Below are 17,266 nucleotides of genomic sequence, written 5' to 3'. Positions count from 1 at the left end.
ATAAATTATTAAGTCCTTTATTAAAATGAAAAGGCAGACTATTACACCTACAGCCTGCCTTTTATACTTTGATAATCAAAAAGTTACTAATTTCATTTTTTCACCACCCTAAAAATTGACATACCCATTTCACCTTGTACTCTAACAATATAAATTCCTTTTTCCCACTTAGCTGCGTCAATTAAATATTCTGATTCTATTTTTTCATATTCAAAATCTACTTGATGCTGAGTATAATCAAAAATAGAAATCTCTACCTGTGGTGAAGCCGATTTTATGGTTAAACTATTTATAACAGGATTAGGATATAGCTCTATATGAGATGACTCTAACTCTGCCTGCACAAAGCTCTGCGCGGGAGTATTTGTATAAGTAATAAATAATTTAGCAGCGGCAGAAGCATCTCCTTCATAAGATTCCGCAATTCGTTTTCCCTTTCCGGTAATCATTAAGGCCAGTGAATTATTAACCCTCCAGCCATCTAATGCCACTACCTCGGTAATAACAGTTGACAAATCTGGCGTTCTTTGCTTATTCCCGGCTTCTCCTACTATATTCCAGGCAGGTATTGCCCAGGAAACCTGAGCTGAAGTAACCGCACGAGTGGATATGCGATTATCACCTTCAAAAGTCTTTGGAGTTACACCTCTCTCTCCTTTAATAGTTACCTGAGTGGATTCAGAAGAGGTCTCATCAGTAGTAAACTGTACATAGGCGTTAAGTATCTCCGACCCTTTAGGTATGCTTATATTATTAAAGCGCAGGCCAATGGTCTGATTGCCGGTTAACCAGTCATCATAAACAAGCTCCAGATCACTGCTATTATTATAGACCACAGTACTCCAGCCTTCTTCAGCATCATCAGATCCTGATGATATTTGAGAGGTCAATTGGATTTGCTCTTGATTCGTAACTATTATTTTTGACAATAAAGAGGCCTTTGACACACCATTATTATCTATAGCTTTAGCTGTAACAAAATGAGTTCCGGTAGCCACTCCTGTCCACTCCCATTCATACGGCCTGCTGGTATCTTCTCCTAATTTATGCTCTCCGTCATAAAACTCTACTTTAGCTATTGAACCATCAGCATCATTCGCTTCAGCTATTAGGTGTATTGATGCATTTTTACTATACACACCTCCTTTATCTGGCGTAACCAAAGCCACCTGAGGTGGAGTATTACCGCCATTTCCGTCAATGAAGATTGGTGAAGAAATTGCCTCATCACCGTCCTCCTGCGTAATTTTAACATAATAATATTCATTTTCAGAAGTAGTAATATCCTTTGCTAAATCTACTGTAAAAGCATTATTATTCCATTCATACATGAGCTGGCCGTTTCTATACAACTGCACGGTGCTGATTTTTTCATTTTCCTCATCAAAAGATTGTATTCTTAGTTGTTGATGAGCATCGGCTACCAACGTACTTCCCATTTCTGCTCCAGCTAATTGAAAAGAAAGTACCAGGGATCTGTCTTCTGTAGAATAAAACCTTCTTGCCTGAAGTGCACTATACAATGCGTCTCTACTGAGCTCCGGTGCCAATATTGCCATGGCCATATCGGTTTCTCCCCATGATGTGCCATGATGATCATGCGAGCCAGAAGCTCCAATTTTCCAGTTACGAGTAAGTGCTTCGTCAAAATAGCTTAGTCCTTCATCATCAAACTCATAACCGTTATTATAGTAATATTCTTCAAAGCCTGTGCCCTTATTCCAGAGTTCCATACCTACAAATTTTTCATGAGGTGTAGTATCAAAATGTTCGAACTCTACTCCGTTATCTTCTCGGCCGGGATGGTTAAAAAAAGCTACTCCGTCTTCTCCATCGAGCCAATTTTTCAGATCTGAAAAGGAGAAGGTATTGAGCACATTTGCATAGTTACTAGTGTTAAAAACGCTTACATGCCCATACAGTACACTACTGGACCATTCAAAACCCCAGAAGGCTACAAAACGACCTGTTTCAGTATAATCATCTGCCGTGTTTTTAAGTCGGTTCCATTCTGAGTTCGATAACTGGATGCCATGTTCTGAAAGCCCCATGAAATCCAGGCCTGCCACATCCCTGCCATGAGTATAAGCATCAGCCGGAGTGCCAGTACCATCAGAGTAGCTGGTATGATTATGTAAATGACCATAGTAGACATTATACCCTCCTACAGACTGAGCAAGTGAAATAGAGATGGTAAAAAGAGTGAAAGAAAAAGTGAGTAAAAATGTAAAATTTCTCATTGGTAATTGGTTTTAGATTGATTACCCGAAAATACATTCCTACTATTACCTGAACTTTAGAGGCAAATAAACTATGAATTAATATACTGCTCGCAATATTAACTTACTAATAAAAGTAAAGGCGCCTCAAACTAATGAGACGCCCTTAAACAACTTAATATGAATGAAAAAAATTATTTCAATTGGAAGTCATCTACATAGACTGCGTTATTAGTTACTCCAAAATTCTTAATATAAACCTGATTTATATTAGTAAGATCTACACCTGTATAGTTACTTATTGGAATTTCTATTACCTTATATTCTCCTTCATGTATAGTAAAGGTTGATTCACTATCAGCTCCACCAGCATCTACCAGCTGAAGGGACATGGTATTTCCATCAGTTCCAGGCATACCATATACTGATAATTCTATTGTATTGAAATTATTGAAGACACCTGCATCACTAGCGTTAGGTTGTAATTGTATAGCTCCGTAGGCATTATTGTATATAACTTTATAAGCTATATTACCTGTTTTCGGCTGTTCTGTATTAGCTGCATCTTGCAATTCGGTACCCCAACCACCCAAAAGTTGCCAGTTAGCATTAAGTGCTTCGTCAAAAATGAAGTATACCTCAGAAACATTCAATGAAGCACTAACCTCAGATATAACTTCAAAATCATAGATAGTCTGATAGGTAAGTGGGCCATTCTTAGCATCTTCTGGCACCGTAACTACTATTTGAGTAGGCGATTGACTTACAAACTCTGTGATAGTTACCGCTGAAGCTTTGAACGTGATGCTTTTTATGAGATCCAGATCTGTACCTGTTATGGTTACATCGTCTCCCAACTCAGCTAATTCAGGAGCTATACTGGTAGTTATTGGTAATATAATGCTTATTTCATCCGTACTTTTCACCTCTACCGTAGAAGGCATTATCAACACTATGGCGCCACTGGTAGAAGTTACAGGCACCTCTACTGCTAGTGAAGTTTCAGATTGGCTAATGAAGTCACTCACCACAGAATCATTAGGAAAACGAATAGCACTAACCAAATCCAGATCAGTACCAGTAATAGTAAGCTGCTCTGCATGCTTAATAGAAAGAGGGGAAAGCGCACTAATGGTAGGTAATACCACCTCCAATTCTTCTTCCATTTCTACGGCCATAGGCTCTGTACCACCAGAATAAAGAGTGATAAGCCCCGTCTGCGCCTCTGCAGGAACTTTAACTACAAGCTCCATCATACTCTGGCTTTCAAAATCAGAAACACTTACATTACTGGCAAAAACTACGGTTTCTACCCAATTCATATAATTACCTCTGAATGTAATGTTTGAGCCTGGTTTTATAACAGACGGAGAAAAGGAAGTCACTTCTACTGGTACATTAAAACTAAGCATAGTTTTAGTAGTGATCAGCCCTTCAGAAGTATGAAGCACCACATACCCTTCCACGGTTTCTTCAGGTATAACCAATTCTATAATTTCATTAGATTGGCTTACAAAATCAGCTTTAGGGATCAGTATATCATCAGCAAGTTCTACAGTATCTACTCTATCCAGGTGATTACCTATAAACTGAATCTGCTCTCCGTGTTGCACTCCTGATGGCCCAAAGCTGAGTAGCTCTATGCCATTGTCAACATTATCATCATCATCGTCACATGACGGTAATAGCACCACCAATAGCAAACATGATAATATGAGACCTATTTTTATATTAAATACTTTTTTCATGTCCATTTGTATTAATGATTTATTACTCTTCATTAGGCACAACCCTTACATTATCCAAAGCAAAATTCAGGTAAGAAGGTACTGGACCTGTGAAATAAAATGCAGCTTGGTATCCCGCTTCATTATAAGTAAGAAAACTGTTATTAGCCAAAAACTCATTGAAGGGTATACTAATGGTTTGCCACTTTCCTGTCACATTAAAATTAGGAGCCCATGTGTAAAAGTTATTCTGTCTGGCTGTGTTAAAATCATCAGCATTACCTAAAAACATTCTTAACTGAGCACCAGCCATATCAGAAACAGGATATACTTCAAATTTAACACTATAGCTGTCAGGAGAATTAAAGGCATCTCTAGGTATATTAGAAGTGGCTTCCTTGATAGTTCCTCCATCTCCAGTGTATAGCTCTATCCAGCCCCAAGCACCAATTGACTCATCTAACCGAACAAAATTTCCGTTAATATTCTCAATTACTGTATCTTGCTCGGCAATCCAACCTTGTGTACCCCACCAACCACTAAAATCTGTTTCTTCAGAGCCCATGATAATATTTCTATCATCTCTAAACCAAAAACCTGACTCTCCTACACCAAAATTAGACTCTATGGTAACAGGCCCTTTTTCGGCACCTTCAGGCACTATCACATCTATAATAGTGTTTTCTTCATTAATATTAATCACTTCAGCAGTTACTCCTCCAGAGAAAGTAACTTCAAGAGGTCCATAAAAATATTGGCCTCTTATTCTTGCTGTATCCCCTGCACTTACATATTCACTCATCATATTTCTTAAGAAAGGCTCACTTATTTCAACAGTGAAGTCATACATTAAGGAATCTCCGTTATCAAATACCAGCTTTAGCTGATCATTAATTACTTCAGGTAACTCTGAAGGGATAGTAGTAAGTATAGAGGTATTAGTAACTAATGTTGGCAGCAATCCTGCTTTTTTATCATTGAACCAAACCTCTACCGTTGCTCCAAGATTTTCACCCATAATAGCTACCATATTGCTTTGGTAACTCGCCACCAAAAGTGAGTCTGAAGAAGCAGGATCCGTCATACGAACGTACCTTATTCTTGGCTGGCCACCATTAGGTCCTTCATCATCATCAGAACAGCCTATGTATAAAGTAGAAATACAGAGAGCCATAAAGATGTAGAGCGCCTTGATATATATAGTTTTCATAATCTTTATCTAATATTATTCATTAAAATCATAAGGTACAGGATCTTGCAACAAGTTAGGAGCTATGCTGATTTCTGCTGCAGGCAGTGGAATTCTGAAGTTCCCTGATGTAGCATTAAAAGTCCTTTCCGTACTCCATGAGGTCTTATAGATAGTCCATTCGGTAGGGTTATCAACCTCATTAGGCTCCACAAAGTATAGGCCTCTATCTTGCGAATTAATGATGTCATACGCAGCAGCAGGATTATAATAATGTAGCCTCACCAAGTCATACCAAGTGACTCCCTCCATAGCAAATTCCTTCACTCTTTCTTCGAAAATGTCCTCATATGTAATTGAAGTAACCACTTCTCTGGTGGCACGTTCATGAATTGTATTGAAGTATTGTAGAGCAGTAGCATCTGAAGTAGATTCATTATTACCTAATACTGCCTCAGCATAGATTAAATAGATCTCGGCCAAACGCAACATATAAGTATCATGACCATAGTATTGTGAAGCTCCATCTTCTGGATCTAAGCGACCTACTACGTATTTTTTTACAGATGCATAATTAACAGCGTCTGCACCATCTCCACCACTAAACGGAACCTGATATCCTTGAGCTACCTCTTCTCCATCCTGATAAGCCAATTCATCATAGGTCATTCCCGGAAGCATAAATGTTGCTTTTAGTCGTACATCTTCTGTATGTCCTTTCAATGCCTCACCGCCGTCAATAGGGTTGAATCCGTCATAAAGGCTAAGCATCCAGTAAGTGGCTCCTTTATCTCCACCCCAACCGTCTCCGTTACCTAACTCTGCGGTAGGTGTCAAATAAGCAGGAGTACTATTTTGAGTTCCCCAAGAATTAACATCTACAAAAACCCATTGCAAAGAGAATAAAGATTCAGGGTTATTATCATAAGGTGTACGGAACAAATCAGCATAATCTGTTAAAAGACTGGCACCACTCATATTGATAACTCTTTCTGCAAAATACTTAGCACTATCAAGAAATACCTGATCACGGGTCACGGTTCTTTCATCTTGTAAGCCGTAGTTTTCAGGAACTCCAGCACGGGTCAGGTACGTTCTGGCCAGCATACCTTCTGCTGCCCATTTGGTAACTCTACCTTCTAATCTTGGAGTTTCAGGCAAATCTTTAGCAGCCGCTCTAAACTCATGTGTTATGAATCTCCAAACGCTACTTACAGTATTGCGCCTTACATTATAAGGATTATCAAGAATCTCAATATTATCAACAATTATAGGAACAGCTTCCCAGTTCATTACCAGGTATCTGTAGGCCAAAGCCCTCATAAAACGAGCTTCTGCTATACAATGTGCTTTCATTTCTTCGGACACATCCTCAGAAGCAAATTGATTGATATTATAAATAGTGACGTTAGCTTGAGCCACTACATTATAAAAAGCCCTCCAGGCTGCCACATTATCAGCAGTATTAGCAGTGGTATTAAACTCCACATTCTCCCTATCATTATAGGCACTATAGGCCGAACCGCCTCTAAAATCTCCTAAATTATAAGATGCTTTGTCATTATAATCGAACCAACCTAAGTTGTATAAAGGAGCCGTTGCAGCCAGAAGCTGATTATCATTCTGATAAAAATTTTCATCTACCACTGATGATTCTGGGGGCAATTCCAGGAAGTCATCAGAACAGCTCATAATACCAAAAGATAGTATTGCTGCCCAAAGAATATATATGGTTTTCTTAGTTTTCATTTTTTGATCTTTTACAATTAAAAATCAATACCTACACTGAGCGAATAGATAGGCGTAAGTGGGTAGCGACCATTATCCAGACCTATGGCCTGATTACTTGGATCTACATTTGCACCTACATAAGAACCTACCTCAGGGTCATAGCCTGAGTAATTAGTAAATGTGGCCACATTTTGAGCACTTAAAGTCACTCTTGCTCCACGTACTACCTTTTGCTTACCTATTATAGAATGAGGCACATTATAGCTTAGACTTATATTTTTAATTCTTATATAAGAGCCATCTTCCACATTGCGAGATGTATGTCTGGTAAAGTTATTATTAACTCCATTAGGATTAATTCTGGCAATATCAGTTCCTACATTTTCTAATACAGGATTACCATCTGCATCAGTACCAATCTTAGCATAATCCATAGCGTCTACCAGTAAGTTTCTGCTAAGGTTGATGTTATTAGGATTAGTGTTAGTTCTATTTACATAGTTATAAATATCATTACCTTGAACACCCGTTACCATAATACTTAGGTCAAAACCTTTATATGAGAAGGTGTTTGTCATACCAGCAAAGAATTTAGGCCAAGGATTACCAATATACGTTTGGTCATAAGTATCAATTATACCATCTGGCGTTCCATCTGGTCCACTTATGTCTCTATACTTATAATCTCCAACCCATATTCCTGAAGGGTCTATTGCATAATTGTTTCCATCATTATCTACAGGAATGGCACTCGCTTCTATTTCCTCTACAGACTGAAATACACCATCTACTACATATCCGTAAAATAACCATGGCGTTTCTCCTACTGCAGCTCGTTGAGTCCACTCATCCATCCACCATGAGGTTCTGGAATAAAAACCAGTTGGCGTGCTTAAAGAAGTAATCTCTGTATTCACTTTAGATACGTTCAGATTAGTTTGCCAGGTAAATCCATTGTTGTCAATGTTTACTGTATTCAAGGCGATAGTCCATCCTTTGTTTTCCAACGAACCAAGGTTCACATATGGGTTAGCAATACTACCGGTTCCATTTACTCCTAAATATGAAGGATTGGCTGCAGGTGTAAGTAGGTTATCTGTTTTCTTAATGTAATAATCAAACTCTACTTGTAACCTGTTTTCAAAGAAAGACACATCTAAACCAAAGTTATTAGTTCTGGTTTCCTCCCAATGCAGGTCAGAATTAGGGTATCGTCCTAACGCAAAGCCTGTACCCCAAGGTGTATTAACCGTATTTAAAGTACCATAGATGTAACCTCCGCCTCCTTGATTACCAGTAAGACCATTTTCAAACCTTACTCTCAAGTCATTGATCACTGGCACCTGAAAAAAGTCCTCTTCAGAAACTCTCCAGGCCACAGAGAATGAAGGGAAGTAACCCCATTTATTGTCCTCTCCGAAGTTAGAAGAACCATCAGCTCTGAAGGCTGCCATTAATAAGTATCTATCATCATAGTTATAATTGGCTCTAGCCAGATAAGACTCCATAGCCCAGTTCCCTTTACCTCCACTATTAGATGCTGTAGCATCATTACCAAGGTTAAGGTCTATTATATTCTCTACAATAAAGTCTGACTTACCACCAGTTAGGTTTTTCCAATTTGATTTTTGAGCTTCATGGCTGGCCATCACATTAATATTATGCTTGCCAATAGTTTTAACATATTGTAACATCTGATTCCAGTTCCAATAAGTACTGTTGCTAGAGAACTCACTCAAAGTAGCATAATCTCTTCTTTGTCTACCAAATGTATAAGAGGGTTGGAAATAAGTAGCTTCTCCAGACTCCCAATTACTATTGAGACTACTTTTTAAAGTAAGGCCTTCCATTAAAGTAAAGGTTATATTAATACCTCCTAGGAGCTGCCTTTTAAGCTTATCATTGGTAGTAATATTGGCCAGACCAATAGGGTTTGGTGGCACAAACTGCTCTGCAGGGTTATTATCTATATTACCACCACCGTAGCTACCATCAAAGTTCTTTACAGGTATATTAGGAGATAGTTGTAAGGCTGTAGAAATTACATTTTCCTGACTAGTAGTAAGCTTTTCATCGGTTTGGTTATAACTCAGGTTAACACCAATAGAAAGCCAATCATTCGCTTCGTTATCCAGGTTTAATCGAGAAGAATATCTTTCAAAACCTGATCCTATAGCGATACCTTCCTGATTCATATATTCACCAGAGAAGTAATACTTAGTTTTATCACTACCTCCACTAAGGCTGATCTGATGCTTATTCATAGCTGCCTTATCAAATAAAGCGCCTTGCCAGTCAGTACCTTCTCCTAAAATAGAAGGATCTAAGTATTCTACCGGAATGTTGCCCCCTTCTATTTCATGATATTCGTTTACCATTTGAGCATATTGCCTCAGATTCATCACATCTAAATTTTGAGGCTCTGTCTGTAAACTAAATTGGTACCCATAAGTAATGCGAATATCTCCGGCTTTACCTCTTTTAGTAGTAATTACCACCACACCATTGGTAGCTCTGGAACCATAAAGAGCAGTAGCTGATGGTCCCTGAAGGATTTCCATTGAAGCAATATCTGCAGGGTTTAAACCTGATAGTGGGTTAGAAGAACTTTGCGGGCCTGATGCCTGCTCAGCTTCTATCTGCACTCCATCTATTACATATAAAGGTTGAGTGTTTCCATTAATAGAGCTAACACCTCTAATATTAATAGACATACCACCACCTGGCTGTCCAGAGTTTTGAGTTACATAAACACCAGCCGCACGTCCTTGTATGGCCTGCTCTATGGTAGTGTTTACCGTTTTTTGAATTTGCTCTGCACCTACAGTAGTGTGAGCACTGGTAAGATCCTTTTTTCTAATGGATCCATAACCCGTGATCACCACCTCTTCCAGCTCAGTAATATCGTCTGAAAGGGTTACATTAACCACAGAACGGTTGCCTACAGGAACTTCAGTGGTAGCGTATCCAATAAAAGAAAAGACCAAAACAGCATTTTCGGGTACTTCCAAGCTGTAATCTCCTTGAAAGTCAGTAGTAGTTCCTTTTGTAGTTCCTCTAATGATTACATTAACACCGGGTAAAGACTCTCCGTCTGACTGGGAAGTAACTTTACCTGTGATAGTTTTCTCCTGCGCCCAGGATACTCCTATGACACTAAAGCATAGTAGTAGTAGTAAGAGTTTTTTCATATTAAGGTAGGTTTACATTAAATATAAATCCGCAACCAATGCCTATTACAATCGTTTGAAATCTATTTGAAAATAAATCCAAACGATTGCATAGAGTATTAAAGTAATGCGAATGTTTTGCGATTTTCATGTACCCAATTTAGAATATATAAATAAACATTACCATACGTTGAAATAAATGCCCTTGTATTATGTGACATCCACCTCAGTCATGCTGTAAAATCGCGCAATTAGCTGAATTTGAATGGATTTATGCAAAATATACCATGGTAATTTTACCATTGAAGATGACAGAAAGGGACCTTAATTCTTAAAAACTTAATATAACTTTACGTTGATTATTTTTAACTATTTAACCTTAACAGTAATAAAAAATTCTACAAATACAACTATTAATTTCTGAAATTTAAATGCACATTTGAATGACCAAAATCGAAAAATTGATTTATTGCGTTAAAAACAAAAGTTGCTATAGTTATGCTTCATGATTCTGATGTATTTATGAACAAGGTGGAATTAATTATGGAATCTCCTACCGAAAGAAATAAATACAAAGGCCTTGACACTATTAATGAGAGACTGGATTTCTTAAGAAACCATTTTATCATGAACGAAATGGCCGTACGTTTATTGGAACGAAAATATTTGCTTTCTGAAGAAAGCCGAGACGATTTATTATCTACCATTGATGACATCATCAAAAAGTGGGATTCTTAAAGAATCCCACTTTTACTTTATACCCTTTTCACTTTCTCTTTTCTCTTTGCCACTTGCCCTGCTACAATTCCCAGATTAAGTCTTATCTGACCATTTGTCATTTTTAGCCAACCAATTATCTGCCGTGCAGTTTTACAAGTAGAACCTATTAATTTTATGAGAACTATAATTACGTGTATTGCAGTATTTTTTTGCCTTACTGCTTTTGCTCAACCAGCACCTCCATCGTCTGGTGGCCAGCAAATAAAAGGTAAAGTAACGGGTACGTTATTAGACGCTACCACAGGAGTCCCCTTATCTTTTGCCTCCGTAGTATTAAGGAACCCTGAAACCAATAAAGATATCAACGGAACCATCTCTGAAGAAGACGGAAGCTTCAAAATGAGTAATATTCCCTTAGGAGACTATAAGCTATTGATTTCCTTTGTGGGGTATGAAACCATTACCAGAAATGTAAGCCTCACTCCTAAAAACCCTGATGCCAATCTCGGCACTGTAAAACTCACGGGCTCTTCTACAGAACTGGAAGAAGTAGTGGTAAAAGGGCAGAAAGATCTGGTAGAGAACAAAATAGACAAAATTGTTTATAATGCAGATCAAGATGTGGCCAATGCAGGAGGAGATGCCTCTCAGGTGCTACGAAGAGCCCCTTTACTTAATGTAGACTTGGAAGGGAATGTATCCATGAGGGGAAATCAAAATGTTAAAATCCTTATTAATGGTAAGCCTTCCAGCATGTTTGCCAGTAATCCGGGCGAAGCTCTCAAAGCTATACCTTCTGACAACATTAAAAGTGTAGAAGTAATAACTACTCCTTCTGCTAAATACGAAGGAGAAGGTACTGCCGGTATTATTAATATTATTACTAAAAAAGGAGAAGCAGAAGGTTTCACAGGCAATGTAGACCTTACCGTAGGCTCCCGATTCAATAGAGGATCAGGCAGTATTACAGCTGGTAAAGGACGTTTTGGCTTCAACGCTAATGTTAGTGGTTTTAAACAATGGCCTCAGGAAGGTAACTCCTATTATTATTCTGAAGACTATACCTCCCAAAGAATACAGGAAGAAGATGGAACTAATGAATCTAACAGAGGTGGATATTTTGGAAACATAGGCGCTTTTTATGATTTCAATTCTTTTCACAGTCTTTCTACTTCATTCAGAGTAAGAAAATTTGCCTTCGACTCAGATAATGATGTGTTAGGACAAATTACTGCTCCCAATCTAAATGATGAATACTTAAGAACCACGGATAGCGAAAACTCATTCGGCGGTTTTGAATGGTCTCTTGATTACCTTTTCAGGTTTCCTGGCAAAGAAGGTCATGAGCTTGCGGCTTCTTATAAGCTAGATAATAACACTCAAGATCAGGATTATAGAATCACTCAAATGGATTTATTAGCTGCCACAGAAACCTATGACACTAATGAAAAGAACATTAATGATGGAGATAATAATGAACATGCCTTCCAACTGGACTATACTAACCCTATAAGTAAGAAATTCACCCTTGAGGCCGGAGCCAAAGGTATATTAAGAAATGTGACTAGTGATTACAACTATCAAATTTATAATAATGAATCACAGCAGTTTGTTATTCAGGATAACCGAAGCGATTATTTAGATTATACTCAGGATGTGTATGCTGGTTATCTTTCTGGTAACATTAAAATAGGAAGTAAGTATGGTGTATTAGCAGGCGTTAGATATGAATACACAGACATTCAAGGTGAGTTTAGAGATGCTGATGATGACAATTTCGGTAATGATTATGACAACTTCCTTCCCAGCATTACAGTAAGCCGAAAAATAGGTAAGATGAATAGCTTGAAAGCAAGCTTTAGCAGAAGGATACAAAGACCAAGTCTGAGATATATTAACCCATACGAACAGATCTCTAACAATAATAATGTTAGCTACGGTAATCCTGAACTAAACCCAGAGCTTACTGATCAATATGAAATTGGTTATAGCGCATTTATAAAAGGAGCCTCATTAAATGCCAGCGTATTCTATAAAAGAACAACTGATGTTATAGAAAGCTACCTTACAGTAAATGAAGATAATATATATGAAACTACCTACCTGAACATTGGTGAGAATCAATCTTATGGTATCAACTTATTTACCTCTGTGAAATTCTTTGATATCTGGACAGTAAGAGGTGGATTTAACTTATACACTTATGATGCAGAAGGTGTGATAGATGGAGAAACCGTTAGTAATGATGCCGTATTATGGGATGGAAACCTTAACTCTAACATTGCTTTAGGTGATGACTGGATCATTGATATGTTTGGTTTCTATAGACCTCGTAGACAGACGCTACAAGGATATATGCCTTCCTTCTCTATTTTCAGCATGGGTATTAAAAAGAAAATCTGGGGAGACCGTGGTAGTATCGGTGTTAACGTAACGCAGCCATTTAATAAATACCAAACATTTGGTACTGAACTGGAAGGAGACACATACTATCAGACCAGTGAAAATCAGACTCCATTCAGATCATTCGGAATTAATTTCAGTTATAAATTTGGTAAACTAGACTTCAAACAAAGACAACGAAGAAGCAAAATCCAAAATAATGACCAAAAACAAGGAGGAGATGCTCAGCAGTCTCAATTCTAAAGGTTAGACATAAAAGTTTATTAAAAAGGCCGTCTTAAGCATTTTAAGACGGCCTTTTTATTTGCCTAGCATCTCTTCATATTCAATTAGATTTCAAGCTCATTACATCCTCTTCCTTACTTCTACTTAAGGGCTAACTCACATCTCCATCAGCGACCCAGGTACTGTTGAATATACATCGAATATATTAAGACCTTTAAACGTAGCACACCTTTATTCTCTACCACCAAAAGTTTATCCTTCTTCACTATATCACAAAGCAAGGCCTTATAAGTCGACAATTAACGAAAGTCCATTACTTATATCCAACAAACTTCTTCCTTTAAAATATAGGCATAAAAAAGCCCCTGAGGAGATTCTCCTCAGGGGCTATATTTTATAAGATAAACTACTTATTAATTAGTTCTTTTCTTCAGTGCCTTCGGCATCATCAGATGGAGCTTCTTCGTCTGTAGTTTTTCCTTCCATTTTATCTTTCAAAGCACTAAGAGCTTCTAAGTCACCTAAAGTAGATTTTTCAGTATCACTATTTACTTTAGATACTCCACTACCTTTAGCTTTCTTCTTAGGAGCGGCTGTAGTTGGTTTAGGCTTCTCTTCTGTTTGAGAATAAACAGCTCTGTGAGATAAAACAATTCTCTTATCATCTTTAGAGAATTCTAATACTCTGAAGTCTAAAGTTTCGCCGTTTTCAGCTTTAGAACCATCTTCTTTTTGAAGGTTTTTGCTAGCGCAGAATCCTTCAATTCCGTAAGGAAGCTCTAAAGTAGCACCTTTTTCATTTTGACCTAGTACAGTACACTTGTGAATAGATCCTGGCGTAAATACTGTTTCGAAAGTATCCCAAGGATTTTCTTCTAGGTGTTTGTGGCTAAGTGCTAATCTTCTGTTATCTACATCTAATTCAAGAACCATTACCTCAAGCTCTTCTCCTACTTTTACGAATTCAGAAGGGTGCTTGATTTTCTTAGTCCATGATAAGTCAGATACGTGAACAAGGCCGTCGATACCTTCTTCAAGCTCGATGAACAGACCGAAGTTTGTAAGGTTTCTAACCACACCTTTGTGCTTAGTACCTACAGCGTATTTAGTCAATACATCTTGCTTAGTCCAAGGATCTTCAGTTAATTGCTTGATACCAAGAGACATTTTTCTGTCTTCTCTATCTAGCGTAAGAACTACAGCTTCTAGTTCATCTCCGATGTTAATGAAGTCTTGAGGGTTTCTCAAGTGCTGAGACCAAGACATCTCAGAAACGTGAATAAGACCTTCAACACCAGGCTGGATTTCTAGGAATGCACCATAATCAGCCACGTTTACAATCTTACCAGTTACTTTAGAACCTACATCAAGAGTTTCAGGAAGTGAATCCCAAGGATGAGCAGTAAGTTGCTTCATACCAAGAGAAATTCTCTTCTTATCTTCGTCAAAGTCAAGAACTACTACCTTAACTGTTTCATCAAGGTTAAGTACTTCTTCAGGGTGATTAATTCTACCCCAAGAGATATCAGTAATGTGAAGTAGACCATCAACACCACCAAGGTCGATGAATACACCGAAGTTAGTCATGTTTTTGATAGTACCTTCAAGTACTTGTCCTTTCTCAAGGTTGTTAAGAATTTCAGCTTTTTGCTCTTCAAGATCTTTCTCGATAAGTACTTTGTGAGATACTACTACGTTATCGTTAGTGTAGTTGATTTTCACAACTTTCACTTCCATAGCTTTATCTACAAATACATCGAAATCTCTAATAGGCTTCACATCAATTTGAGAACCTGGCAAGAAAGCTTCTACTCCATATATATCAACGATCAAACCACCTTTAGTTCTGCGTTTCACAAAACCTTCGATAACTAGATCATTTTCATATGCTTTTGTAATATGATCCCATGCCTGAACGATCTTAGCTTTTCTTCTAGAAAGTACTAACTGACCGTTTGCATTTTCCTGCTCTTCGATGAACACTTCTACTTTGTCACCTACTTTAAGATCAGGAATGTCTCTAAATTCAGCAGCAGATACTAAACCATCTGATTTAAATCCGATGTTAAGGATAACATCACGGTCGTTCACTCCTACTACAGTTCCTTCTACAAGTTCTTTCTCCTCGATGGTAGTTAATGTATCTTCATACATAGCTGCCATCTCCTCTTTTTTCTTCTTAGAGTAACCTTCGCCAAATCCTTTGGTTTCGAAAGCTTCCCAATCAAAATCTTCAGGAGAAGTTTGCTCTTGCTTAGGAGCTGTTTTTTTGGGCTGTTCTGCTTTAGCTTCAGTGTTAGCCGCTTGCGCGTTTTCCTCAGCTGCAGTGTTTTTTTCTTCGTTTGCCATATTAAATAAAGTTGCTCTTTAATTACATGCTGCCCCAGAGCAATCAGGCAGCAAATTTAATTATACATTTCCTCTTTGGGCTTTTGCTCAAAAGAGGGTGTTCACACGAACGGAGCGCAAAGTTAAATAATTATTTTTAAATATGATAGTATACGAATATTTAAAGACGGCAAATTAAGGAATGCTTTCAAATGTTAGAGTGCCTAAAGCATAGTCTAAGAGTAAATTTTGGAACATTAGGGTATATCGGGCCTGGGCAGCATCATTTTGCGCTTTATTATAATCTTGATTAGCCTGAGTGTATTGTACCAAATCAGATATTCCCAATCTATTACGTTCACTTTCCAGCTCAAAAGAAACCTCTGCAGCTTCTAGTTGTGATTGTGAAACCAAATAGGCATTAAGAGCATCATTAAGGTTTTGATAAGCCAGCAGAACATCTGACTTCACTTGCAATTGAGTGTTTTTAGCATCCAATTCGGCATTTTCATAATCTATCTTTGACCTAACCACATTACTACGGGTTTGTAGACCTCTGAAAATTGGAATGTTCATACTGAAACCATAAACTGACTGCGTATTATCTTGTGTAAACTGCTGTTCAAACGTTCTATTTGCTGGGTCAGGAATAGCTTCTGAAGGATAAACGTAGTTATAGGCAGATCCATAAGAATAGAAGGCTGCAATAGATGGGTAATAATTACCTTGACTAGCTTTATAGCCTAAGTAAGAGGCTCTTTCCATTGATTCTGCGCTTCTTAAATCAGCTCTATTATCTAGAGCGACCTGGTACAATTCATCTATATTAAGGTTACTGTCCTCATTAAGCTTCCAATCTGGCTCTTGTAATACAAATGGTAATTCTGGTGCTCTTTGCAAAAGTAATGCAAGCTGAACTTTATCATTATTAAGCGTATTGGTAGACCTTAACACTGCCAGCTCTGCACTCTTCACCTGATAAGCCTGGTTATACTGATCTACTTCAGCTACGCTACCAGCTTTCACTTGTTCTTCAATCTGATGTAGCTTTTCCTGTTGGGTTTTTAAATTAGCCTTATCAATGTCTCTCAGTTCTCTATCCAGTAAACATTGAAGGTATTGAGAAGCCACTTGCTGTATTACATCTTCTCTGGTTCTTTTTACTCTATACGCCTGAAAATCTACCAGCTTATTAGCCTGTCTCATTGAATTTATCTTATTAAACCCATTGAAAACCGTTATTTCAGCATCAATAGAGCCATAAACATAGTCTACTTTACCATTTATCACTCTACCTTCCTGCTGGTTAAAAGAGTTACCGTCTGTTCTTCTTACTGAAGCATTCCCTTCTACACTTGGAGCTAAAGAGGCAATACTGGAGGCTTTCTGCACCTGATTGAAAATCATTTCATTATTCTCCTTTGCCAGGGTATTGTTATTCTTGATAGCCACATTTACCGCCTCTTTAAAGGAGAGCGTAGTAGTATCGGCCTGCTGCCCAAAAACAGGCGCTAGACTAATGGCCGAAATAATTACGATTAAATATATTCTCAT

The 17,266-nt window shown here is 37.9% G+C and carries 9 protein-coding genes; 2 read left to right on the top strand and 7 right to left on the bottom strand.

The features are described from left to right. Positions 1 to 92: 92 nt before the first annotated feature. The 5 genes from LVD15_RS14835 to LVD15_RS14815 form a co-directional block, all read right to left on the bottom strand. On the bottom strand, positions 93 to 2,240 hold the full coding sequence (locus LVD15_RS14835) for a CehA/McbA family metallohydrolase (protein WP_233776011.1): 2,148 nt from the start codon (positions 2,238 to 2,240) through the stop codon (positions 93 to 95). A 173-nt stretch (positions 2,241 to 2,413) separates the two neighbouring features. Next, positions 2,414 to 3,967 carry an IPT/TIG domain-containing protein gene (locus LVD15_RS14830; protein WP_233776010.1) on the bottom strand — a complete coding sequence of 518 codons (1,554 nt, stop codon included), beginning with the start codon at positions 3,965 to 3,967 and terminating at the stop codon, positions 2,414 to 2,416. 22 nt (positions 3,968 to 3,989) lie between these two features. After that, a complete protein-coding gene (locus LVD15_RS14825) occupies positions 3,990 to 5,156 on the bottom strand; it encodes a glycan-binding surface protein (RefSeq protein WP_233776009.1) in 1,167 nt (388 codons plus the stop codon). A 15-nt stretch (positions 5,157 to 5,171) separates the two neighbouring features. Further along, positions 5,172 to 6,884, bottom strand: coding sequence for a RagB/SusD family nutrient uptake outer membrane protein (locus LVD15_RS14820; protein WP_233776008.1), 1,713 nt, complete (start codon positions 6,882 to 6,884; stop codon positions 5,172 to 5,174). Between the two features lie 17 nt (positions 6,885 to 6,901). Next, positions 6,902 to 10,057, bottom strand: a complete 3,156-nt coding sequence (locus tag LVD15_RS14815) for a SusC/RagA family TonB-linked outer membrane protein (RefSeq protein ID WP_233776007.1) — start codon at positions 10,055 to 10,057, stop codon at positions 6,902 to 6,904. Between the two features lie 477 nt (positions 10,058 to 10,534). On the opposite strand from LVD15_RS14815, the gene LVD15_RS14810 reads away from it, so the two are divergent. Both LVD15_RS14810 and LVD15_RS14805 read left to right on the top strand, forming a co-directional pair. Continuing rightward, the gene (locus LVD15_RS14810; RefSeq protein WP_233776006.1) at positions 10,535 to 10,774 is read left to right on the top strand and encodes a hypothetical protein; all 240 of its coding nucleotides are present in this window, start codon (positions 10,535 to 10,537) and stop codon (positions 10,772 to 10,774) included. Between the two features lie 156 nt (positions 10,775 to 10,930). Then, positions 10,931 to 13,402, top strand: coding sequence for a TonB-dependent receptor (locus tag LVD15_RS14805; protein ID WP_233776005.1), 2,472 nt, complete (start codon positions 10,931 to 10,933; stop codon positions 13,400 to 13,402). A gap of 399 nt (positions 13,403 to 13,801) precedes the next feature. Here the strand turns inward: LVD15_RS14805 and rpsA are convergent, their stop codons facing one another. Next, complete coding sequence (rpsA, locus tag LVD15_RS14800) at positions 13,802 to 15,733, bottom strand: 30S ribosomal protein S1 (RefSeq protein ID WP_233776004.1); 1,932 nt, start codon at positions 15,731 to 15,733, stop codon at positions 13,802 to 13,804. A 174-nt stretch (positions 15,734 to 15,907) separates the two neighbouring features. Then, positions 15,908 to 17,266 carry a TolC family protein gene (locus LVD15_RS14795; RefSeq protein ID WP_233776003.1) on the bottom strand — a complete coding sequence of 453 codons (1,359 nt, stop codon included), beginning with the start codon at positions 17,264 to 17,266 and terminating at the stop codon, positions 15,908 to 15,910.

The sequence above is a fragment of the Fulvivirga maritima genome, assembly GCF_021389955.1.
In the GTDB taxonomy this organism is placed as follows: Bacteria; Bacteroidota; Bacteroidia; order Cytophagales; family Cyclobacteriaceae; genus Fulvivirga; species Fulvivirga maritima.
Note: the sequence above shows the minus strand (reverse complement) of the source record. Positions and strands in the feature narration are given on the sequence as shown.